The 23,253-nt window shown below is 28.6% G+C and carries 18 protein-coding genes and 1 tRNA gene; 14 read left to right on the top strand and 5 right to left on the bottom strand.

Translation table 11 applies throughout. From position 1 onward, the window contains the following. Positions 1-40 precede the first annotated feature (40 nt). The 4 genes from GXK56_RS17550 (at position 41) to mmsB (ending at position 4,865) form a co-directional block, all read left to right on the top strand. The gene (locus GXK56_RS17550) at positions 41-625 is read left to right on the top strand and encodes an ECF transporter S component (protein ID WP_160689767.1); all 585 of its coding nucleotides are present in this window, start codon (positions 41-43) and stop codon (positions 623-625) included. Positions 626-1,033: 408 nt separating this feature from the next. After that, positions 1,034-2,113 (top strand): multiple monosaccharide ABC transporter substrate-binding protein, encoded by a 1,080-nt coding sequence (gene chvE / locus GXK56_RS17545; RefSeq protein WP_160689765.1) that lies wholly within the window; start codon positions 1,034-1,036, stop codon positions 2,111-2,113. A 41-nt stretch (positions 2,114-2,154) separates the two neighbouring features. Then, positions 2,155-3,696 (top strand): multiple monosaccharide ABC transporter ATP-binding protein, encoded by a 1,542-nt coding sequence (gene mmsA, locus GXK56_RS17540; protein ID WP_160689763.1) that lies wholly within the window; start codon positions 2,155-2,157, stop codon positions 3,694-3,696. Next, entirely contained in the window at positions 3,696-4,865 is a 1,170-nt protein-coding gene (gene mmsB / locus GXK56_RS17535) for a multiple monosaccharide ABC transporter permease (protein ID WP_160689761.1), read from the top strand. Before mmsA ends, mmsB begins: the two co-directional genes overlap by 1 nt. Before the next feature lie 323 nt (positions 4,866-5,188). On the opposite strand, the gene GXK56_RS17530 is transcribed toward mmsB, so the two are convergent. After that, the gene (locus GXK56_RS17530; RefSeq protein WP_160689759.1) at positions 5,189-6,682 is read right to left on the bottom strand and encodes a sugar ABC transporter ATP-binding protein; all 1,494 of its coding nucleotides are present in this window, start codon (positions 6,680-6,682) and stop codon (positions 5,189-5,191) included. 27 nt (positions 6,683-6,709) lie between these two features. Further along, positions 6,710-7,504, bottom strand: a complete 795-nt coding sequence (locus GXK56_RS17525) for a DeoR/GlpR family DNA-binding transcription regulator (RefSeq protein ID WP_160689757.1) — start codon at positions 7,502-7,504, stop codon at positions 6,710-6,712. Positions 7,505-7,938: 434 nt separating this feature from the next. On the opposite strand from GXK56_RS17525, the gene GXK56_RS17520 reads away from it, so the two are divergent. Together GXK56_RS17520 and rd are read left to right on the top strand one after the other, a co-directional pair. Next, positions 7,939-9,126, top strand: coding sequence for an anaerobic nitric oxide reductase flavorubredoxin (locus tag GXK56_RS17520; RefSeq protein ID WP_160689755.1), 1,188 nt, complete (start codon positions 7,939-7,941; stop codon positions 9,124-9,126). A 181-nt stretch (positions 9,127-9,307) separates the two neighbouring features. Next, entirely contained in the window at positions 9,308-9,466 is a 159-nt protein-coding gene (rd, locus tag GXK56_RS17515; RefSeq protein WP_160689753.1) for a rubredoxin, read from the top strand. Between the two features lie 93 nt (positions 9,467-9,559). Here the strand turns inward: rd and rimI are convergent, their stop codons facing one another. From rimI to tsaE, 3 genes are read right to left on the bottom strand one after another with little or no spacing between them, the layout of a single operon-like run. After that, positions 9,560-10,003 (bottom strand): ribosomal protein S18-alanine N-acetyltransferase, encoded by a 444-nt coding sequence (gene rimI / locus GXK56_RS17510; RefSeq protein ID WP_160689751.1) that lies wholly within the window; start codon positions 10,001-10,003, stop codon positions 9,560-9,562. A gap of 1 nt (position 10,004) precedes the next feature. Further along, on the bottom strand, positions 10,005-10,757 hold the full coding sequence (gene tsaB, locus GXK56_RS17505) for a tRNA (adenosine(37)-N6)-threonylcarbamoyltransferase complex dimerization subunit type 1 TsaB (RefSeq protein ID WP_160689749.1): 753 nt from the start codon (positions 10,755-10,757) through the stop codon (positions 10,005-10,007). After that, positions 10,754-11,215 (bottom strand): tRNA (adenosine(37)-N6)-threonylcarbamoyltransferase complex ATPase subunit type 1 TsaE, encoded by a 462-nt coding sequence (tsaE, locus tag GXK56_RS17500; protein ID WP_160689747.1) that lies wholly within the window; start codon positions 11,213-11,215, stop codon positions 10,754-10,756. Before tsaE ends, tsaB begins: the two co-directional genes overlap by 4 nt. A gap of 280 nt (positions 11,216-11,495) precedes the next feature. On the opposite strand from tsaE, the gene GXK56_RS17495 reads away from it, so the two are divergent. The 8 genes from GXK56_RS17495 (at position 11,496) to GXK56_RS17460 (ending at position 23,209) form a co-directional block, all read left to right on the top strand. Continuing rightward, a complete protein-coding gene (locus GXK56_RS17495; protein ID WP_160689745.1) occupies positions 11,496-12,425 on the top strand; it encodes a zinc ABC transporter substrate-binding protein in 930 nt (309 codons plus the stop codon). 128 nt (positions 12,426-12,553) lie between these two features. Then, a tRNA-Trp gene (locus GXK56_RS17490) sits at positions 12,554-12,628 on the top strand. A 121-nt stretch (positions 12,629-12,749) separates the two neighbouring features. Continuing rightward, complete coding sequence (locus GXK56_RS17485) at positions 12,750-13,373, top strand: flavodoxin family protein (protein WP_160689743.1); 624 nt, start codon at positions 12,750-12,752, stop codon at positions 13,371-13,373. A 267-nt stretch (positions 13,374-13,640) separates the two neighbouring features. Next, the gene (locus GXK56_RS17480; protein ID WP_160689741.1) at positions 13,641-16,718 is read left to right on the top strand and encodes an ATP-binding protein; all 3,078 of its coding nucleotides are present in this window, start codon (positions 13,641-13,643) and stop codon (positions 16,716-16,718) included. Positions 16,719-16,767: 49 nt separating this feature from the next. Beyond that, positions 16,768-17,655, top strand: a complete 888-nt coding sequence (locus tag GXK56_RS17475; RefSeq protein WP_160689739.1) for a response regulator — start codon at positions 16,768-16,770, stop codon at positions 17,653-17,655. A gap of 222 nt (positions 17,656-17,877) precedes the next feature. Beyond that, positions 17,878-19,083: a GGDEF domain-containing protein gene (locus GXK56_RS17470; protein WP_160689737.1), complete on the top strand. Its 1,206-nt coding sequence runs from the start codon at positions 17,878-17,880 to the stop codon at positions 19,081-19,083. Between the two features lie 255 nt (positions 19,084-19,338). Next, a complete protein-coding gene (gene uvsE, locus GXK56_RS17465) occupies positions 19,339-20,595 on the top strand; it encodes a UV DNA damage repair endonuclease UvsE (protein ID WP_160689735.1) in 1,257 nt (418 codons plus the stop codon). An 88-nt stretch (positions 20,596-20,683) separates the two neighbouring features. After that, the gene (locus tag GXK56_RS17460; RefSeq protein ID WP_160689733.1) at positions 20,684-23,209 is read left to right on the top strand and encodes an FAD-dependent oxidoreductase; all 2,526 of its coding nucleotides are present in this window, start codon (positions 20,684-20,686) and stop codon (positions 23,207-23,209) included. Positions 23,210-23,253 lie beyond the last annotated feature (44 nt).

The raw sequence follows: 23,253 nt of genomic DNA, 5'->3' as shown, positions 1-23,253 counted from the left end.
ATAAGCTACACCAAGAAGATAACTTTTGGGAGGCAAAAAAATGAATGAAAAAACAAGTAAACTAGTAAAAATCTCTTTATTATCAGCTATTGCACTTATACTTAGGTATATAGAATTTCCTATAATACCTCCATTTCCATGGCTTCAATTTGATTTAAGTGATTTACCAGCCATGTTAGGAGCATTTGGTTTTGGACCAATAGTTGGAATAATAATAGAATTATTTAAAAATGTACTAATAATAGCAATAAAGGGAACGGGTTCAGGTTTTGTAGGAGAGCTTGCAAACTTTTTAATGGGTAGTGCATTAGTATTCCCAGCAGGACTTATATATCATAGAATGAAAAGTAAAAAGAATGCTATACTTGGAATGATTTTAGGTGCAGTTTGTATTCAAATAGTAGCAATTATATCAAATGTATATATATTACTACCTGCATTTGGAATGCATATGGATAGTACTCAACTTATGCAATATATAATTATAGGCTTAGTACCTATTAACGGTATAAAGGCTTTTGTTACTTCAGTGTTGACTTATATATTATATAAGAGAATCTCAGTTTCAATATTTAAAGCTGAAGCAAACTTTGGAAGTCCAGAAAGCAATACAAAAGCAATATAATATATTAATATAAGACGATTACAAAATGAACGATTTATTTTGTAATCGTCTTTTGTTTCGCTAAAAAACAAATATAAAATCAAAGAAATGAAACAAAACGAAATCAAACATTCAATATAAAGTTAAAAAATAACAACCGAAATTAAAAAAATATTCATAAATCATATTGACACCTATTTTTAAACGTGATAATATTTAAACATGAAAACGAAAACAAAAGAACATAATAGAACAAAAACAAACACAAAGTGAAAGGAGTTAAAATAAAAAAGTATTTTATAAAGTAACATAATTTGGTGTGGAATTATTACAAGGTCAATGTAAACGTTGACTAATGAAGGTTTTATATGTATTTATAGAAAAAATATTATAATGTAATTAAAAAATGAAAAGGATGTGTGTAATTTTATGAAGATTAAAAAATTACTATCTGCTTCGCTACTTGCAGTTTCATTATTCACAATGTCTTTCTCTTTTGTCTCTTGTAAATCTGTAGATAACAGTAAGCTTATTGGTGTATCAATGCCAACTAAATCATCACAACGTTGGATTCAAGATGGAGATAATATGAAAAAGTTACTTGAAAAACAAGGTTATACAGTGGATTTGCAATATGGTGAAGATATGATAGATAACCAAGTGGCTCAAATAGAAAATATGCTTTCTAAGGGAGCTAAAGTAATAGTAATTGCATGTATTGATGGAGATTCTCTAACAGATGTATTGAAAAAAGCAGGGGATGCTGGAGTTAAGGTAATTGCTTATGATAGATTAATTAAGAATTCAGAAAATGTAAGCTATTATGCTACTTTTGATAATTTTAAAGTTGGAGTTCAACAAGCAACATCAATTGTAGAAGGCTTAGATTTAGAGAATAAAGATGGTCCTTTTAATATTGAAATATTTGGAGGTTCTCCAGATGACAGTAACTCTTATTACTTCTACGACGGAGCAATGTCTGTATTAAAACCTTACTTAGATAAAGGTAAGTTAATAGTAAACAGTGGACAAGTTACCATGGATAAGGTAGCAACTCTACGTTGGGATGGTGCAACAGCACAAGCAAGAATGGACAATATCTTAACAGCAAATTATGCTGACAAAAATTTAGATGCAATATTATCACCATATGACGGTATTTCAATAGGTGTTATTTCATCAATAAAAGGTGTTGGATATGGAAGTGGAGATAAGAAGATGCCAGTAGTTTCAGGGCAAGATGCAGAACTTCCTTCAATTAAGTCAATAATAGCAGGAGAGCAATATTCTACAATATTTAAAGATACAAGAACACTTGCTGAAAAATGTGTAAAGATGGTAGATGCAATATATAAAGGATCTGAACCAGAAATAAATGATACACAAACATATAACAATGGAAAGAAAATTGTACCATCTTACTTATGTACACCATTAGTAGTAAACAAGGAAAACTACAAGGCAGTATTAATTGATTCAGAGTATTATACAGAAAAAGATTTAAAATAATTCCTACGTAATAAGATACGCAAAGAAAGGAGAACATACAAATGTCTGATTTTATACTAGAAATGAAAGATATAGTTAAGACTTTTGGAAAGGTTAAAGCTCTAAATGGTATTAACTTAAAAGTAAGAAAAGGAGATATTCATGCTATTTGCGGAGAAAATGGGGCAGGAAAATCTACTCTTATGAATGTACTAAGTGGGGTTTATCCAAGTAATACATTCTCAGGTACAATCGAATATGATGGAAATGTATGTAACTTTAGTAATGTAAAAGATAGTGAAAAATTAGGAATAGTTATTATACATCAGGAATTAGCTTTAATACCATACCTATCAATAGCAGAAAATATTTTCTTAGGAAATGAGCAAGCAACTAAGGGAGTAATAAATTGGGATAATACAACATTAAAAGCTCAAGAATTACTTAAGAAGGTTTCTCTTAATGAAAATCCAAACACATTGATTTCTAATATAGGTGTTGGTAAACAACAACTTGTAGAAATTGCAAAAGCTCTTTCAAAAGATGTTAAATTACTTATACTAGATGAGCCAACAGCAGCTTTAAATGAAGAAGATAGTGACAGATTATTAGAATTACTATTAGATTTAAAGAAAAATCATGGAGTAACTTCTATCTTAATATCTCACAAACTAAATGAAATTTCAAAGGTTGCGGATCAAATAACAGTTATCAGAGATGGTAAGAGTATAGAAACAATGACAAAAGGTGTTGACGAAATCACAGAAGACAGAATTATAAAGGGCATGGTTGGTCGTGATATGGCAGATAGATTCCCACCAAGAGAGCCTAAAATAGGAGATACCCTATTTGAAGTATCAAATTGGACAGTACATGATCCTTACAATGATAGCAAAAAAGTCATTGACAATGTAAACTTTAACATTAAAAAAGGTGAAATAATTGGATTTGCAGGACTTATGGGTGCAGGACGTACAGAAATAGCAATGAGTTTATTTGGAAAATCCTATGGTAAAAAAATATCTGGTTCTGTAAAGATGAATGGTAAAGAGCTTGATTTAAGCAATGTTAGTAAGGCGATTGATAATGGATTAGCGTATGTTACTGAAGATAGAAAAAATTATGGGCTTATATTAATGGATGAAATATTAAAAAATACTACATTGGCTAACCTAAAAGGTGTAAGCAAGAATGGTATTATTGATAAAAATGCTGAAAATAAAGTTGCAGAAGATTTTAGAAAAAAATTCAAGATTAAATCTTCAAGTGTATTGCAACCAGTAGGTAATTTAAGTGGAGGAAATCAACAAAAAGTAGTATTAAGTAAATGTATTTTTACAGATCCACAAGTGTTAATTTTAGATGAACCAACTAGAGGTATTGATGTAGGTGCAAAATATGAAATTTATACAATAATAAATGAATTAGCAGCATCAGGACGTGGAGTATTGGTAATTTCATCTGAAATGCCAGAATTATTAGGCCTTTGTGATAGAATATATGTGGTTAATGAAGGCAGAATGGTTGGTGAGCTTTCAAAAAAAGAAGCTACTCAAGAAAGTATCATGAAATGCATAATGAATAATAAAGAGGTGTGTAAATAATGGATAATATTAAAAATCTTCTTAAACAAAATATAAGACAATATACTATGGCTTTAGCACTTGTTGTTATTATGGTATTCTTTCAAATATTGACTGATGGTGTACTTTTTAAACCAATGAACGTAACAAACTTAATTCTTCAAAACAGTTATGTATTAATATTAGCTGTAGGTATGTTAATAGTTATCTTAACAGGAAATGTTGACTTGTCAGTTGGGTCAGTGGCAGCATTTATTGGAGCTATAGCGGCAATATTTATGGTTAGAATGAATATGCCAGTAGCACTAGCAGTTATACTATGTTTGATTATTGGAGCTTTAGTAGGAGCTTGGCAAGGATTTTGGATTGCATATGTAAGAATACCAGCATTTATAGTTACTCTTGCGGGAATGCTTATCTTTAGAGGATTAACAATGGTTATTCTAAAAGGGCAAACAATTGCACCATTCCCAGATTCCTTTGCAGTAGCTGCAAATGGATTCTTACCAGAATCATTAAAGATTGGAAATTTAAATTTAATAGCAGTACTAGCTGGATTATTACTATCAGTTCTATATGTAATTATGACAATAAAACAAGTTAACAATAGAAAAAAATATAACATAGAAGGTGAACCAGTGGGCTTCACAATGTTCATAACTGGAATTGTAGTTGTAGCAATAAATCTTTTCACAATGAGCTTAGCAAATTACAAAGGTATTCCAATAGTATTAGTTCTAATTGGAGCACTAATATTAATATATACATTCATAACAGAAAAAACAATTGCAGGACGTCATGTATATGCACTTGGAGGAAATGAAAAGGCGGCAAAACTTTCAGGTATTAAGACAAAGAGAGTTATGTTCTGGGTTTACACAAATATGGGAGTACTTTCTGCAATAGCAGGTCTTATAGTATCAGCTCGTTTAGGAGCAGCAACTCCAAAGGCTGGAACAAACTATGAACTTGATGCAATAGCAGCTTGTTTTATAGGTGGAGCATCAGCTTCAGGTGGAATTGGAACAATAATGGGTGCTATTATAGGAGCACTTGTAATGGGTGTACTAAACAATGGTATGTCAATCATGGGTATAGGAATTGACTGGCAACAAGCTATTAAAGGTTTAGTTCTACTAGCAGCAATAGCATTTGATGTTTATACAAAATCAAAATCTTCAGCACAATAGTTTAAGCCTCTTATAAATATAATATACACCTATAAAAAGAGCAGCTATGCTGCAATACGGAACTTAATATTTATATCTAATTCAAATATTTATAAATTTATTTAAATTAGAACATATGTGTAATAGTATAAGGACTATGTTAAAGCAAAAATATGAAGTAAAGTAATTTCATATTTTTGAAAACATAGTCCTTATACAATTAACAGTTAACAATTAACAATGAAGGATGAAATAGCGAAGCTATTTCTTAAAATTAAATAATTAAGAGAAATGCTGTGCATTTCTTACCTAAATTGTTCATTGTTAATTGTAAATTGATAAAATTAGCCGTGAATGGCTTTTGCAATTATTTTTTCTTTAGTTGCTTCATTTCTATTAAATTCAGAAACAATTTCTCCATGAGCTAATACTAAGATACGATCACACATACCTAATATTTCATCAATATCTGAAGAGATGAGAATTACAGAAGCTCCTTTTCTGACTAAATCAGTTATTGAATTATATACATCTATCTTTGAGGCTATGTCTATTCCTCGTGTAGGTTCATTTAAAATATAAATTTTTGCACGACTCATCATCCATTTGGTTAAAACAACTTTCTGTTGATTTCCACTACTATAGTAGGAAATTTTATCACTTTGATTTCCAGGGTTAATATTTAATTTTTTTATGTAAGAGTCAGCAACTTCATGTATAATATCTTCGTGAAGATATTTATGATTTTCAAATCTTTTCAATGAAGCTGAAGTTATATTTTTCTCCAAATTTAAACATTCAAATAATGAATTAAGTGAAGGATAATCTGGAAGTAGAGCAATTCCAGATTCAATTGCATCACTTGGAGAATTTAACTTTTTAACTATTCCATTAACTGATATTGTTCCTTTATATGAGGGAACATTACCAAATAAACATTGCCCTAAGACTGAGCGGCCAGAATCAATTAATCCTGTAATTCCTAAAATTTCTGATTTTCTTAAGTTGAAGGAGATGCCATTTAGCAAATCCCCAATCTGCAAATTTTTCACAGATAAAACGTTTTCTCTAAGCTTAATATTTAGCTTAGGGTATGGATTCTTATGTATGGGAATTGATAATAAATTAATTATATCTTCATCTGTAATACTAGATATATCTCTAGAATAAGCAAGTTTACCTTGAGAGATAATACTTAATTTATCAGAAATCATTTTGATTTCATCAATAATATGAGTAATATATATTATTGATATTCCCTTTGACTTCATTTTAGAAATAATTAAAAATAAAATTTTCTTTTCTACAGAAGTAAAAGCAGAAGATACTTCATCTAATATAATTACTTTTGCTGAAGATACATATACTTTAAGGAGTTCTACTAATTGCTGTTGAGGATAATTTAAAGATGAAATAGGTGCATCTACGTTAAGGTTAATATTAAATTCTTTAAATAATTCATAGCATTTAAGTCGAAGTCTTTCAAAATTAATTGGGCTAAATATTCCTTTTCCACTGCCTATAGCATCTGAAAAGATATTTTCATATATTGTTAAATTAGGAAAAAGAGCAGTATCATGAGAAATACAATAGATGCCTGCTTTCCTTGCATCATAGACTGATTTAAATATAACAGGTTTTTCATCTAAAAACATTTCACCATGATCAAGAGAAAATAAGCCACTGATTATCTTTACTATGGAAGATTTACCAGAGCCATTTTCTCCAATTATTGAATGGACTTCTCCAGAATAAAAATCTAAATTAATATCTTGTAATGAAAAGTCTTCAGTAAGATATTTACTGATATTTCGTAATGATAACTTAGGAATATTCATAAGTACCTCCGCATCAAAAATAATTTATTATATGTGATCTTCAAAAGCGTTAACAGAAGTAAATAATTGAATATTATTATTGAATATTTCAGTTTTAAAATTATCATTTATATTAGAATTTGTGATAATTTTTTCAGTTATTTCTGTTAATTTACCAACTTTATAAAAAGAATTTTTCTTGAAGGCTTCTGAGGAACATAAAACAATTCTCTCATTAGAATTTTTAATAGAGGCTTGAATGAGAGAAGCCATATTCATACTAGATACAGTTACATCTAGATTATTTGAAATTCCATTAACCTCTATAAATAATTTATTTACGAAAAAAAGATTTAAATTATCAATAGTAAGCGTACCAAATACTGACTTAGTAGAAGAATCAATTACTCCGCCTAGCAATATTACCTTAATTGTTTGATGATTAGTAAGTTCAGCAGCAATTAAAATATCATTAGTTACAACAGTTAGGTTTTTCTTATTAGTTAGTTTCTTTGCAATAGAAAGATTAATTTCACCATTAGAGAGCATTATTACATCGTCATCATTAATCATTTCAATTGCAATATCAGCAATATCACTATAATCAACACTTTCGTCATCAGTATTATCAGCTAAAAGATTTTCATTATAAATACTTTCTCCAGTATTTAACACAGCTCCACCATGAGTACGGGTTATGAAACCTTCTTTTTCTAATTTTTCTAAATCACGTCTTATAGTTACTTCTGATACGTTTAACATTTTACTTAAAATGTTTACTTCAAGCTGTTTATTTTCAATTAAATAGTTTTTTATAATCTTAATTCGTTCAATTGCAAACACCTAGTTACTTAACAGCTAATCAAAATAATAAATCAAGATTAGCAGTATCTCCTTTCAAGTTTAATAATTATTTATCAAGGTTAGAATAATAGCTATATTTAATATTGATTATATCATAATTTCATTAACATAGTAAAAGTAATATAAACCATGTGAAAAATAGGAGAATACTGAAAATATATATTTTGATTAGTTACAAAATAAAGAGGGTAAAATTACATGATAGAGTGTATTATTATATGGATCATGGTAATTATAATAATATATGTTTTAATTAATACAATAAATAAAGCATTTATTTTGATATATATATTACAAATATCTATTGATAAAATATTAACAAAATTTCTATCTAATTAATAATTACTATTGAATAATAATAGTTAATTTGTTATTATATTAGTATAGATTTGTAGGAAAGAAGGAGCATTGAAATGAGTTTTAAGATAAATGATACTGTAACTTGGGTAGGAAAAATAGATTGGGATTTGAAAAAATTTCATGGCGATGAATATTCCACTCATAGAGGTTCATCATATAATTCTTATTTAATCAGAGATGAAAAAACAGTTCTTATAGATACTGTTTGGGAGCCATTTACAAAAGAATTTATAACTAATCTAAAAAAAGAAATAGATATACAAAAAATTGATTATATAGTTATTAATCATTCAGAAGTTGATCATAGTGGTGCTTTAGTTGATCTTATGAGGGAAATACCTAATACTCCAATTTATTGTACTAAAAGTGGTGCTAGAATATTAAAAGGTCACTATCATCAAGAGTGGAATTTTGTAGAAGTTAAAACAGGTGATACTTTAGAGTTAGGTAAGCATACACTTACTTTCATAGAAGCTCCTATGCTTCATTGGCCAGATACTATGTTCACTTATTTATCAGGAGAAAATATGTTATTCAGTAATGATGGATTTGGTCAACATTATGCTTCAGAATTTATGTATAATGACAAAGTTGATCAAACAGAATTATATCAAGAAGCACTAAAATATTATGCAAATATTTTAACTCCATTTAGCAAGCAGGTTATATCTAAAATTCAAGAAATATTAAAACTTAATTTACCAATTGACATGATTTGTCCAAGTCATGGTATAATATGGAGAGAAGATCCGATTCAAATAGTAAACAAATATTTAGAATGGGCTAATGAATATAAGGAAAATCAAATTACAATAGTATATGATAGCATGTGGAATGCTACAAGAAGAATGGCTGAAAGCATTGCTGAAGGAATAAAAAGTATAAACAAAGATGTAACAATTAAGCTTATTAATTCAGCAAAGAGTGATAAAAATGATATTGTTGTAGAATCATTTAAATCAAAGATAGTTCTTATGGGATCATCTACCATAAATAATGGTGTTTTATCTTCAACAGCAGCAATATTAGAAATGCTTAAAGGTTTTAGATTTAGAGGTAAAAAGGCAGCTGCTTTTGGTAGTTATGGATGGAGCGGTGAAGCTGTTAAAATAATGACAGAAGAATTAGAAAAAGGTGGTTTTGAAATCGTAAGTTCAGGAATAAAAGAATTATGGAATCCAGATGAAGAAGCATTAAATAGATGTAGAGAATTTGGAAAATCAATTGCAGAAGCGATTTAGATCAGTTAAGATTTACACCTATAAAAGAAGTGGCTATGTCACAATGAGGAACTAAAATCACTTCAGAGTTAAGAGTTAAGAGTTAAGAGTTAGGGATGAAAAGCCTTTGGCTTTTCTGAAATAAAATTGGTTTCTAAAAACCAATAACAAATTTATTAATAATTTAAGGAGGGTTTGAATTATGGAAAAATACATTTGTACAATCTGTGGTTATGTTTATGATGAGGAATTAGGAGATCCAGACAATGGAGTAGCACCTGGAACAAAATTTGAGGATATTCCAGAAGATTGGGTTTGTCCATTATGTGGTGTTCCCAAATCAGATTTTGAAAAAGAATAGTAAATGGTGTAAGCTATAAAGAAAGCAAAGAAGACTATCGAAATAATGTTTTTATTTTGATAGTCTTTTATATATTACTTTGAATTTTTTAATTCACTCTTCTTTTAACCACATTATAATAGCATCTTCTTTGTTATCTTCATAGTAACCTTTTCTAATGCCCTCTTCCTTAAAATTATGTTTTGTATAAAGGGCCTGCGCGGCTTTATTTCCACTTCGTACCTCTAGAGTGAAAGCCTTGCATCCTTGATCCTTGCAATACGCAAGAAATTTTGTTAGAAGCTCTGATGCTATTCCTTGCTTTCTATAATTAGGGTGCACTGCTATATTAGTTATATGCGCTTCATCTAAAATAATCCATGTTCCTATAAAAGCAACAATATTATTATCAATTTTAGCAACTAAATATTTTGCAATTGGATTAGTTAATTCTTGAATATAAGAATCTTTGCTCCAACTTATAGCAAAGCTTAATGAACTAATATCTAAAACTTCATCAATGTCTTCTTCCTTCATTAAATCAATAACTAAATCCATATTATTTCATCCTTTGCTCATATTCTCTTTCTGCTTGAGGCTTTTTCAAGTAAAAAGGAGCAGAATTAGGGTCATCAAAGTTGCCATTTCTTAATAATATGCTGCCTAGTTCACCTAAAGATGAGGCTCTAACTAAATTAAGATGATTAGGTGGGAAATAACAATTTGGGCAATTTTTAATTAAATAATCCTTATATTTATCTACACCATCACCAATGAATATAACTTTTTCATTTTTACTCTTAATTAATTCTATTAATTCATCAATATCTAATGCAGAATAATCAAAAAGCCTTTCTAATTCCACTGATGGATTGTTTTTAGAATCAATATCAGCAGAGCTGGCAGTATTAACTGAGTAAGTAGCATTGCTTTTATATAATGAAGTATAAACACTATTTCTTAGAGCATCCATTATAGGACATATAATACCATCAAAATTAGCAGCACTAAAAGCCAAGGCATCCAAACTAGATACACTTACATATGGCTTATTGCTTCCAAAGCTTAGGCCCTTTACTGTTGCCATACCTATTCTTAGTCCAGTAAATGAACCAGGTCCTTTCGAAACTACGTACCCATCAATATCATCCACTTTAAGATTATTATTCTTTAATAAATCTTCAATGATAGTCATTAAAATGACGGAATGTTCCTTTTTATCATTTAAGGTAATTTCACCAAGTAATTTTTCATCCTTTATTAAAGCAACAGTAGCTACTTTTGAAGATGAATCAACAGCTAATGTAATCATATTTCCAACTCCTTTATATAATCATATCTATCTCCGTAAGGAGTTAAAGTGATTTTTCTATAATCTTCACCTTTGGATAGATCCTTTTCTATTTTTATATGAAGCAAATCTTGTGGTAGAATTTCTTCTATGTAATTTGCCCATTCAATAATAGATACTGCATCAGAAAAAATGTAGTCATCAAATCCAATAGCATAAATTTCATCAGGATCACTAACTCTATATACATCAAAGTGATTAAGCTTTAATTTTGTTCCTTGGTATTCATTAACAATTGTAAAGGTAGGACTTGTAATGTTGTCAGTTATACCTAAACCTTTAGCAATTCCTTTAGTTATATGAGTTTTGCCAGTACCTAAATCTCCAGTTAAACAAACTATATCGCCAGCCTTTAATAAATTGCCTAATTTCATTCCTAATTGAGTAGTTTCCTCTACACTATAAACTTTAAATTCCATTAAATATGGCCCTCCTATAAAATCAGTTAAGAGTTAAAACTGTTAAAAAAATTCTCATTATTATATTTTATATCAAAATACAATAAAAGCAAATTAATATCTATTTAATATTTCTAAATTTATAGTATAATATAATTTAGTATTTAACAAAGATAATAAATATGTATATTTATTTTTAATTAGTTGGTATAATAAAGCTAATTATATATTAAACTTAAATTAACAGAATAATAAGCGAAGTTAAGATATAATGTATAGTAAATTTCGGAGGTGGCTTATTTTGAAAAAGATTACCTTTGCAATGGTTATAATTACTATTGCATTGTCTTTTGGTATGAGTTTATTTTCAAGTCCATTATTAGCCAATACAGAAAATAATAGAGTTGAAAATAGAGATAAGTTTTTGAACATAATGACAGTTAATAAACCGCAGTACGATATGGTAAAAAAAATAGTAAAAGATAAAAATAATGTAGACTATATGTTTACAAATGAAAAAGATATTAATGAGTTTAAATATAGCACAGATGTTTTAAATAATATATCAAATATGGATTTGTTTATGTATTCAGGTACTTCCTTTGAGCCTTGGAGTAACTCTTTTATTGATGAACTAAAGAAAGGGAATCTTGGAATAATAAATTTGGCCAGAGGTGTGAGACTTTTAAATTATTCACATAGTGGAGAGAATAAAGAAAATCCATATTATTTTGAAGGAATAGAAGAATATAAAATATCTTTATATAATGTAAAAGCGGCTATTGAAGATAGAGACCCTCAAAACAGAGATTTTTATGAAGAAAATTATAATGAGGCCATAAAAGAATTCGAAGAAAAAGTAAACAAGTATAAAGAAAAGTTAAGTTTATTAGGTGAATATAAGTTCATAACTTTGAATAATGACTTTGATTATTTAGCTAAAGGCTTGAATTTAAATACAATTCAACTTGATAATAGAGAAATGGCTGAATTCATTAAGGTTAATAATTTAGATCCTAAAAAGACTATTGTAATAGTAGATGGAGAATTAGGTACAAAGCTGGATTTATCAACATATAATACAGTGAAGCTGTGGAAGTATTATGGTGATTACTCTTTTGATCAATTAATTTTATATAATATTGATGAATTATCAAAATGGGCGAAAAAACCAGAAGTTACACCAGAAGCTCAAGCTACATCTTCAGGAAACAATGCAAAGACTAAGTAAATAAAGAGTAAGCACATTAAAAATACTATATAGTATTTTTGATGTGCATTTTTATAATTGGTAAAATAAAAATACAAAAAAATTGTTGCTTTATTTAAAGTTATATTATATAATCAATATTGTGTCTTAGGGGTATGGCTCAACGGTAGAGTAGTGGTCTCCAAAACCATTGGTTGTGGGTTCAAATCCTACTGCCCCTGCCATAATTGTCGTAGTACGTTGTACTACGGCTTTTTTTACTATCTTTTTGTGAATTCTATCTTTTGTAGAAATATTGTTGTATATTAATAATATCACTTATAAAAATAAAAATGAGGTGGAATAATGAAGGTATTACTTATTAATGGCAGTCCTAAAGCAAAAGGCTGCACTTACACTGCATTAACAGAAATTGCTAAGGAATTAGAAAAAGAAAATATTGAAGCTGAAATTTTTCATGTTGGAAGTAAACCTATTAGAGGCTGTATGGCTTGTGGAGGATGTTCTAAAACTGATGGTTTATGCGTTTTTAACGATGATACTGTAAATGAAGCTTTGGAAAAAGCTAAAGAAGCAGATGGATTTATTTTTGGGTCACCAGTTCATTATGCTAGTGCTTCTGGAGCAATAACATCATTTTTAGATAGATTTTTTTATGCAGGAAATGGCTTTCAATATAAGCCAGGTGCAGCAATTGTAAGCTGTCGTCGTGGAGGTTCTACAGCAGCTTTTGAACAATTAAATAAATATTTTACAATCTCCAATATGCCTATTGTATCTTCTCAATATTGGAATATGGTTCATGGAAATACTCCTGAGGAAGTTAAGCAAGATTTAGAAGGAATGCAAACCATGAGAACATTAGGTAAGAATATGGCGTGGCTTTTGAAATCAATAAAGGCTGGTAAAGAGGCAGGAATTTCATTACCAGAAAAGGAAGTGAGAGCTGTTACTAATTTCATACGATAATCTTTTGGGAATTACAATAATTATATATAATTAAAAGTACTTAAAGTCATTTTACATGAGTTATAGCTCACGCAAAATGACTTTTTTATTTTCATATTAATTTGATTATTGGGTTATATTACATAAAAATTTGCCTTATACTGTTATTAGACTAACTAAGATGTTGGATAAGCTATAGAGGATAATATTTAAAATCACAGAGATGATTATAAAGGATTAAAATTGTTGTGCTATGATCACATTTAATTTATAAGAGTTGGAGGATATATGAAGGTTTTTAAAAATAGAATTTTTGTAATAATTGTCGTAATTATTCTTTTTATATTAGCAGTTATATTTAATGTATTTAATCAAACACAAAAGAGCCATTTATCAGCAAAAGAAGGAACTTTGGATCTTGTTAATTGGGACTTTAAGAAAGATGGGGTTGTAAGTCTTGATGGAGAGTGGGAATTTTATTGGAATCAATTATTAACCTATGAAGACTTTCATAAGGAAATTCCAATAAAACCAGATGGTTATTTTAGGGTTCCCAGTGTATGGACTAATTATGAGTTAAATGGGAAGAAACTGCCTTCGTATGGTTATTCAACTTATAGATTAAGAATTAAAACAAATGACATGAATTCTTTAAAAGGATTAAAAATGTTAACAAATTCTACTTCATATAAACTAATGGTAAATAATCAATTAGTAGCAGAGAGCGGAAGAGTTGGAAAGACAAAAGAAACCTCAATACCAGAATTTAATCCTCAAACAGTCAGCTTTCAAAATTCTTCAAAGGATTTTGAAATTATAGTTCAAATATCAAACTTTACATATTCAAGAGGCGGAATGTGGCATTCCATATATATGGGTAATGATAGTGACATAAGAGAATTAAAAGAATTTGATTCTGGCAAAGCTATGTTTATGCTTGGTGTAACTATGATTATGTCACTTTATCATATAGCTTTGTTTTTACTTCAAAAGAGAGATAAATCAGCCCTTTACTTTGGAATAGTTATATTAATCGTTGCAATAAGAATTACAATTACAGGTGAATATTTAATTTTGAATTTTGTGCCATCAGCTACTATAAATTGGATGGTCACTCTAGAATACATGACTATGTATTGGGGATTGATTATGACAATAGCTTTTGTTCATGAACTTTGTCCCGAAGAGGTCTCCAATAAGATAAAGAGAATTGCAATGTATGTGGGTATTATTATAAGTATATTTACTATTATTATGCCAATTAGTGTTTTTACAAAGTATCTAATTTTTTATGAAATTTTAATTATAGGTATGTATGGATATATTTTAATTTCAATAATAATAGCATTTATAAGAAAACGAGAGGGAGCTATCCTTCTTTTAATAGAAGCAATATTAATTTTAGCAACCTTTATAAATGATGTTCTCTATCATTGGAATATGCTTAATGATAAATATGGTCCAAGCATGGAAATAGCTGTATTTATGGTTATATTTATTCAAGCATATATTTTAGCAGAGAGATTTTCATTAGCTTTTGAGAGGGTAGAAAAATTATCTGATAAGCTTATTTCTTTAGATAAGTTAAAGGATGAATTTCTTGCAAATACTTCACATGAGTTAAGAACTCCTTTAAATGGAATAATAAATATTACTGAATCAATGGTAAAAGGTATTGGAGGAGAATTAAACCATGAGCAAAATGAAAATTTAGAAGTGATTCTTGCATCCTCAAGAAGGTTATACAATTTAATTAATGATATTATAGATATTTCAAATTTAGAGCATAATGAATTAAAGATATATCCAAAGCCTATTAATATAGGAATGATTGCAGAAAAAGTAATATTTGCCTTGAAATATTTAAAGGGTGGGAAAAATATAGTCTTTGAAAATTGCATATCTAAAGATGCACCACTTGTATTTTGCGATGAAGAAAGAATGGGACAAATTTTTTATAATCTCTTAGAAAATGCTTTAAAGTTTACTGAAGAAGGATATATAAGGGTAAGTGCAGATTTTTCAGAGAACATTATAACTATATATATTGAAGATACAGGAATAGGAATTGAAGAGAAAGATTTAGAAGGAATATTTAATTCTTTTAGACAAGCAAATGGGGAGAAAGGTTATGGAGGAATAGGAATTGGTTTATCTATAGCTAAACAATTGATAGAACTTCAGGGAGGAAAGATTGGTGTAAAATCAGAATATGGAAAGGGATCTTCTTTCTTTTTTACATTACCTTTGGCAGAGGAGCAAGATCAAAATGCTATTGAATCAAAGGAAGTTTCCTATACAATCTCAAAAAGTGAGGAAGAAACTATAGAAAATAGAAAAATCCTTGATAAATACAATATACTTGTAGTTGAATATGACCTTATTAGTTTAAAAGCTTTAATTAATAATTTATGTTTACTTGATTATACAGTACAAGGAATTGGAACTGGGGAAGAGGCCTTGAAGTTTTTTGAGGATGGAGTAAAGTTTGATGTTGTTATTTTAAATGTTATGATGCCTGATATTTCAGGATATGATGTGCTGAAAAAAATAAGAGAAAAATATCTTCCAGTAGAGCTACCAGTATTACTTCTAACAACCAGCAGACATATCAATGATATTTCTACAGGATTTAAATTAGGAGCTAATGATTATTTAATAAAGCCTTTTGAAGCTGAAGAATTAAATGCCAGAGTTAACAGTCTTATAAATATGAAAAAGGCAGTAAATAGTCTTGTGGCTACTGAATTATCCTTTTTACAGGCTCAAATAAAGCCTCATTTTATATATAATGCTTTAAGTGTTATTTCTTCATTAACTGTAACTAATCCAGCTAAAGCTAAAGAACTTGTACTTGATTTATCTGATTATTTAAGAGGAAGTTTTGATTTTGAAACTAATGAGGGGCTTACTTCTCTCAAAAAGGAACTAAGTCTTGTAAGAGCATATCTTTCTATTGAACAAGCTCGTTTTAAGGAACGACTTTGTGTTGAATTTGAAATTGATGATATAAGCTGTACAGTACCATTGCTTTGTGTGCAGCCTTTAGTTGAAAATGCAGTAAGACATGGAATTATGCCTATGCTTGATGGGGGGAAAATACTTATTACAGTAAAGGATGAAGGGGAATATATAAAAATATCTGTAATTGATAACGGAATTGGAATTGATGAAGGAAGATTGAAGGATATTCTTTCTGGAAATATAGAAAACGGAAGTGTAGGAATAAAAAATATACATAGAAGACTTATAAAATTATATGGAAGAGGACTCACTATAACGCGAGGTATAGAAAATGGAACAAAAGTAGAATTTTATATACCGTATAGAAAAATAGATGCAGAAAGTCATTTCGAAAAAGAATAAGTAGATATAATAGATGTATTAAAATAAAAAAATAAAGGGGAAAAATAAAATGAATATTTTAATTGTAGATGATGAGGTAGATATATTAAATGAAATAAATTTTTATGTAAAGAAATATAAAGTTTTTGATTGTATAGTAACAGTAACCTGCACTAATCCTTTAAAAGCATTGGAAGAAGCAGATAAATTAAACTTTGATGTTGCATTACTAGATATAGAAATGCCTGTAATGAATGGTCTTGAGCTGGCAGAGAAGCTGTTTGATATTTCACCAGATATTAAGATTGCTTTTATTACAGCTTATAATTCTTATGCAACAGAAGCTTTTGATGTAAATGCAATTGATTATGTACTAAAACCGATTAGGGAAGAAAGACTAGTAAGAGCCTTGGACAGGCTTATTGGTAAAAGTTCAATTAATTTACAAGAAAAAGAGGAGAGACCTAAACTAGCTATATATACCCTAGGCAAGTTTGTTGTTAAGATAGGAGAAGATATAGTTAAGTGGAATAGAAAAAAATCTGCAGAATTATTTGCATATTTACTTGAAAATAGAGAAATGCCAATACATAAAGAAAAATTATGTGATTTGCTTTGGCCAGATTTAGAACCTAGAAAAGCATTAGTTAATCTTCAAAGTACAATATATTCAATTAGAAAGGTTCTTAGGGAATATGATAGTAGGGAAATAAGCATTAAGTATATTGGAGACAATTATTTACTTTGCATAAAAGATGTTTATATAGATACTGTTGAATTTGAAAACTTGTTACAACAAGCAATAGAGAAAGATGATGAAATATTAGTTAATAAAGCTTTAGATATTTATAAAGAGGATTATTTAGAAGAGGAAGGGTGGCTTTGGACAGAGCCTAGAAAGCAGGAATTAAGAAAGAAGTATACAATTGCATTGGGAGAGTTAAATTCTAATTTATAATAAATTTATTTGAGAATTGAGGAACACTAAACATTTTTGTTTTTTAAATGTTTAGTGTTTTTTTATATAAAAGTTTTAGAGGCTTTCATATTTTGTCAGAGTTTTGTCAGAATCATGCTTTAAAATATAATAGTAGATTTACCTTAGTAAAATATGGAATAATATTAATTTTAATGTATTACTTCAAAGTTTTACATAGGTTTTAAGATTGGAGAGAGAGTTATGAAAATTAAAAGTTCACTTAATCTAACCTTAAATGAAGAAGATTCTTTTAGAAACGAAACGATAAAAATAAATATACGAAGAGGAAGAATATACAGCAAATACATAATATTTGCTGAAATAATGCTTTGTTTAACAGATACAATTTTGAATTATAATAAACACGTCAATGACTTTAAATTTAATACCTATTTTTTTATGTATTTTTTAATGATTGGGATAAACTTTCTATATTTATTTTGTTTAAAAAATACTAAGGTGTGTTTAAGAAATTTGAAGATGATGGAGTTTATTACTACTAGTTATATTATTTTCATGATGGTGTGGGGAGCTATAATATCCTTAATGGACCAAAAAACTTATGGACAAATTATGGTGTATATGCTGAATTTAATAGCCTGTTCAGTGATATATTATATAGATAGTAGAAGATTAATAAGTGCATATTTTATTTCTACATGGGTATTATTTTTTGGATTGCCATATTTTCAATCCTCAAGTGATATAATTTTAGGTCATTATATAAATAGTATTATTTTTATAATTTGTGCATATGTTGTTTCTAGAACCTTATATAAAAACTTATATATTAATTTTAGAGGTAAAAACTTAGTGATTGAAGCCAACGAAAAATTAAAAAGAGAAATAAGTGAAAATAAAACTATGTACAAAAAGCTTCAAGAAGCTAATAAAAAGTTAAAAAAATTATCATTAAAGGATGAGTTGACAAATCTCAATAACAGAAGGGCCTTAAGAGAATTTATTGAGAATTTATTTAAATATGAGAAAAAAGAAACTCCAGTTTCAATTATAATGATAGATATAGATAATTTTAAGTCATATAATGATAAATATGGGCATGTAAATGGTGATGAGGTTCTTAGAAAAGTATCATGTAAACTAAATGAAACACTGAGAGGTTCAAGAGACTTTGTTGGCAGATATGGAGGAGAAGAATTTGTGTATATTGCATTGCAGACAGATGAAAGGGAAATTTATGAAATTGCTAAAGAAATAAAAGAGAAAATCTACAATTTAAAAATTATCCATGAATATTCAGAAGTCTGCGAATATGTCACAGCAAGCTTAGGCGTAGCTACAATTGTGCCAGATAATATAGAAGCAGTATATGAATGTATTAGAAATGCAGATATTTCATTGTATCAAGCAAAAATTCAAGGGAAAAATAAAATTATGCACTACTAAAAAGAGTGGCTATGCCACAATGCGGAACTTCTCACTTCTGAAAAGAGTGGCTATGCCACAATTGGGAACTTCTCACTTATAAAAAGAGCAGCTATGCCACAATGCGAAACTTTCTTGTAATCGCGTTAAGAGATTTCATCCGAAAACATAACTCTGAATTGATTGAAAAGTTCAAATTTATATTAATATTTTAGTATGGAAAAGTAATGTTACTTTACTGATGGAATAACATTATTCTTGTAATAGGAGGAAAAGATGAGTATAGGATATGCATGTTTAACTATTGGAATACAAAATACTAATTTAAAAAGTTCTATAGCTAAAAATATAGATGAAGAAAAATTATTAGATTTGATTTCTTTTAATTTAAATTCTCTTGAAAATATTATTGATTACAATATTAAAAATGACATAAAACTTTTTAGAATTAGTTCAGATTTAATTCCTTTTGGTTCAAGTCCAATTAATACTATTTCATGGGAAAAGATATTTTTTTCTGAATTCAATAAAATTGGAGAGAAGATAAGAAAAAGCAATATGAGAGTTTCAATGCATCCAGGTCAATACACAGTACTTAATTCACCTAATGTAGAAGTAGTGGATAGGGCAATTGAGGATTTGAATTATCATACTAAAGTATTAGATACCCTTGGAGTAGGAAGTGAGCATAAAATTGTTCTTCATATTGGTGGAGTTTACAATGATAAAGAGCAAGCAATAGAAAGATTCATAAATAATTATTCTTTATTAGGTAACAATGTGAAAGAGAGACTTGTTATTGAAAATGATGATAAATCTTATAATATAAATGAAGTTTTAGAAATAGGAAAAAAACTTAATATACCAGTTATTTTTGATAATCTTCATAATGAAATTAATTCATATGATAAAGAAAAAAGTGATAAATATTGGATTAATAAATGCAAAGAAACGTGGAAAGAAAAAGATGGATATCAAAAAATTCATTATTCTCAGCAAAATCCTTTAAAAAAAATAGGTTCACATTCAAATACAATAAGAATTAATGAATTCATAAGGTTTTATGAAAGTTTAGATAGAGAAGATATTGATATAATGCTTGAAGTTAAAGATAAAAATCTTTCAGCTGTAAAATGCATAAATGTTGTTAGTCAAGGTAATAAAATTAAAAGACTTGAAGAAGAGTGGGCAAAATATAAATACACTATATTAGAAAATTCTCCTCAAAATTATTTAGAAATAAGAAAACTATTAAAGGATAAATCTGATTACCCATTTCTTAAATTTTATAACTTAATAGAAGAAGCTATGGAAATGGAGATTAATTTAGGAAATTGTTTAAATGCCTTAATGCATGTATGGGGATATTTTAAGAACAAGGCAGATGAAAAAGAAAAAAAGAGTTTTTTAAAGAGTCTTGAAGATTTTAAGGAAGAGAAAATATCTATTGGAACGATTAAAAAGAAATTGTGGAAAATGGCTGTTAAATATAATGAAGTTTATCTTTTAAATTCATATTATTTTTTTATTTAAAAGAAAAATATATGAATTATTATGTGTAAAGAGGTATAATATTGTCATAAAACTAATATGATTTGGCATCGAGAAGGAGGATTTTTACATGAAAACACTGGAACTAAAAAAGAATTTTTATTGGACAGGAGTATTAGATCCTGATTTAAAAGTATTTGACATTGTAATGGAAACTGAATTTGGAACTTCTTATAATTCATATTTGCTTAAGACAAGTCAAAAAACAGTATTATTTGAAACAGCAAAGGCTAAATTCTTAGACGAATATTTGGAAGCTTTAAGCAACCTTGTAGATATTAATGAAATTGATTATATTGTGGTAAATCATACAGAACCAGATCATGCAGGTAGTATAGAAAAACTTATTGAAATAAATCCTAATATTAAAATTGTAGGAACAGGGGTTGCTATAGGTTTCTTAAAAAATATTGTAAATCGTGATTTTTATAGCATAGCTGTAAAAGAAAATGACACTTTAGATTTAGGAGATAAAACTTTACGTTTTATGGTACTTCCTAATTTACATTGGCCAGATACAATGTATACATATATTGAAGAAGATAAGACGCTACTTACTTGTGATTCCTTTGGTTCACATTATAGTTTTGATGAAATATTATTAAGTAAGGTTACAGATAATGAAGGATACCTAAGAGCTAAGAAATATTATTTTGATAATATTATTGGACCTTTTAAGAAGCCATTTATGATAAAAGCTTTAGCTAGAATTAAAGATTTAGATATTGATATGATTTGCACAGGGCATGGACCAGTAATTGACTGTAGAATAGAAGAACTTAAAGCTTTAAATGCTAAATGGTGTGAAATAGTTAATCCAAATCCAAGAAAGACAGTAATTATTCCTTATGTAAGTGCTTATGGATACACAAAGCAATTAGCTGGTGAAATAGCAAAGGGAATTAAAGCTAGTGGTGACGTGGATGTAAGAGATTACGATTTATTAGAAACTGATAAGAGCAAAGTATTAGAAGAGTTGTTTTTTGCAGATGGTATTCTTTTAGGTACCCCAACAATAGTTGGTGAAGCCCTAGAACCTATTTGGGAGTTAACTATATCAATGTTTGCAAGAACTCATGGTACTAAACATGCTAGTGCCTTTGGAAGCTATGGATGGAGCGGAGAAGGTGTTCCACATATTATAGAAAGATTAAAACAGCTTAACATGAAGGTAATCGATGGTTTCCGTGTTAAATTTAAACCAAGTGATAGTGATTTAAGTGATGCTTATGATTATGGATATAATTTTGGTTGTATTGTACAAAACAAAGAAAATCCAAAGAAATCAGCTAAGAGAACTTTGGTGAAATGTTTAGTTTGTGGAGAAATATTTGATTCCAGCCTTGAGATTTGTCCTGTTTGTGGTGTAGGAAAAGAAAATTTCATTACAGTTGAAATTGATGAAAATGACTATAAGAATAATACAAATGAAATTTATTTAGTTCTTGGAAATGGTGCCGCGGGAATAAGTGCAGCGACGGCCATAAGGGAAAGAAATGAGACTTGTGCTATAGTTTTGGTTTCTAATGAAAGTGTATTAGGATATAATCGTCCTATGCTTACAAAATCAATGATAGCTAAGTTTAAACCAGAACAAATAGCTATTCATGATGAAGCGTGGTATAAAGAAAAGAATATAACAAATGTCCTTGAAAAAGAAGTAATCAAAATTGATACTAAAGGAAAAGAAGTTCATTTTGATGATGGAATTAAGCTTAAATATGACAAGTGTATATATGCTTTAGGCTCTGAATGCTTTATTCCTGAAATTCCAGGCGCAGATAAAGAGGAAGTAATTGCAATACGTAATATTTCAGATACTGATAAGGTTGTAGAACTATTACCTAAGGTAAAAAATGCAGTTGTAATTGGAGGCGGAGTTCTTGGACTTGAAGCTGCATGGGAATTAAGTAAAGCAAAATGTAAAGTTACTGTATTAGAAGCTTCTGACAAATTAATGTTTAATCAATTAGATTTAGAAGGTGGAAGATTCCTAGAAGAAATAGTTAGAGGAGAAGGAATTGATATAAGATTAAATGTTAAAATTGATGAAATAAAAGGTGAAGATAATGTTACTGGTGTAAAAATCAATGGCAAAGAAGTTATACCAGCTGATTTAGTGATTATATCTACAGGTATTAAGGCTAATACTAAAATAGCAAAAGAAGCAGGAATTAATATAGATAGGGCTGTAATTGTAAATGAAAAAATGCAAACTAATATTCCAGAGATATATGCTTGCGGAGATTGTGCTGAATATAATGGAATAAATTATGGTATTTGGCCACAAGCTTTAGAAATGGGTAGGGTTGCTGGAGCCAATGCAGCTGGAGATGAATTGACTTATGAAACAGTAGATGCTGCTATAACCTTTAATGGAATGAATACTTCATTATATTCAATTGGAGATAATGGAAAGAATCCTAACATTCAATATAAAACAGTAGAATTTAAAGATCCTGTTAAAAGATCATATACAAAATACTATTTTGCCAATAACCGTTTATGTGGTGCAATATTAATTGGTGATACAAGTAATGTAGTAAAAGTTACACAAGATGTAAAAGAAAATAGATTATTTAAACAAATGTTTTAAAAACACATAAGTACTTAAGAGTTAGTAAAGTTTTAATGTACTAA

Origin of the sequence: Clostridium sp. C2-6-12, from assembly GCF_009928485.1 — a bacterium.
Classification (GTDB): domain Bacteria; phylum Bacillota; class Clostridia; order Clostridiales; family Clostridiaceae; genus Clostridium.
The sequence above is the reverse complement of the archived record's forward strand: the minus strand, read 5'-3'. Positions and strand labels throughout refer to the sequence as shown.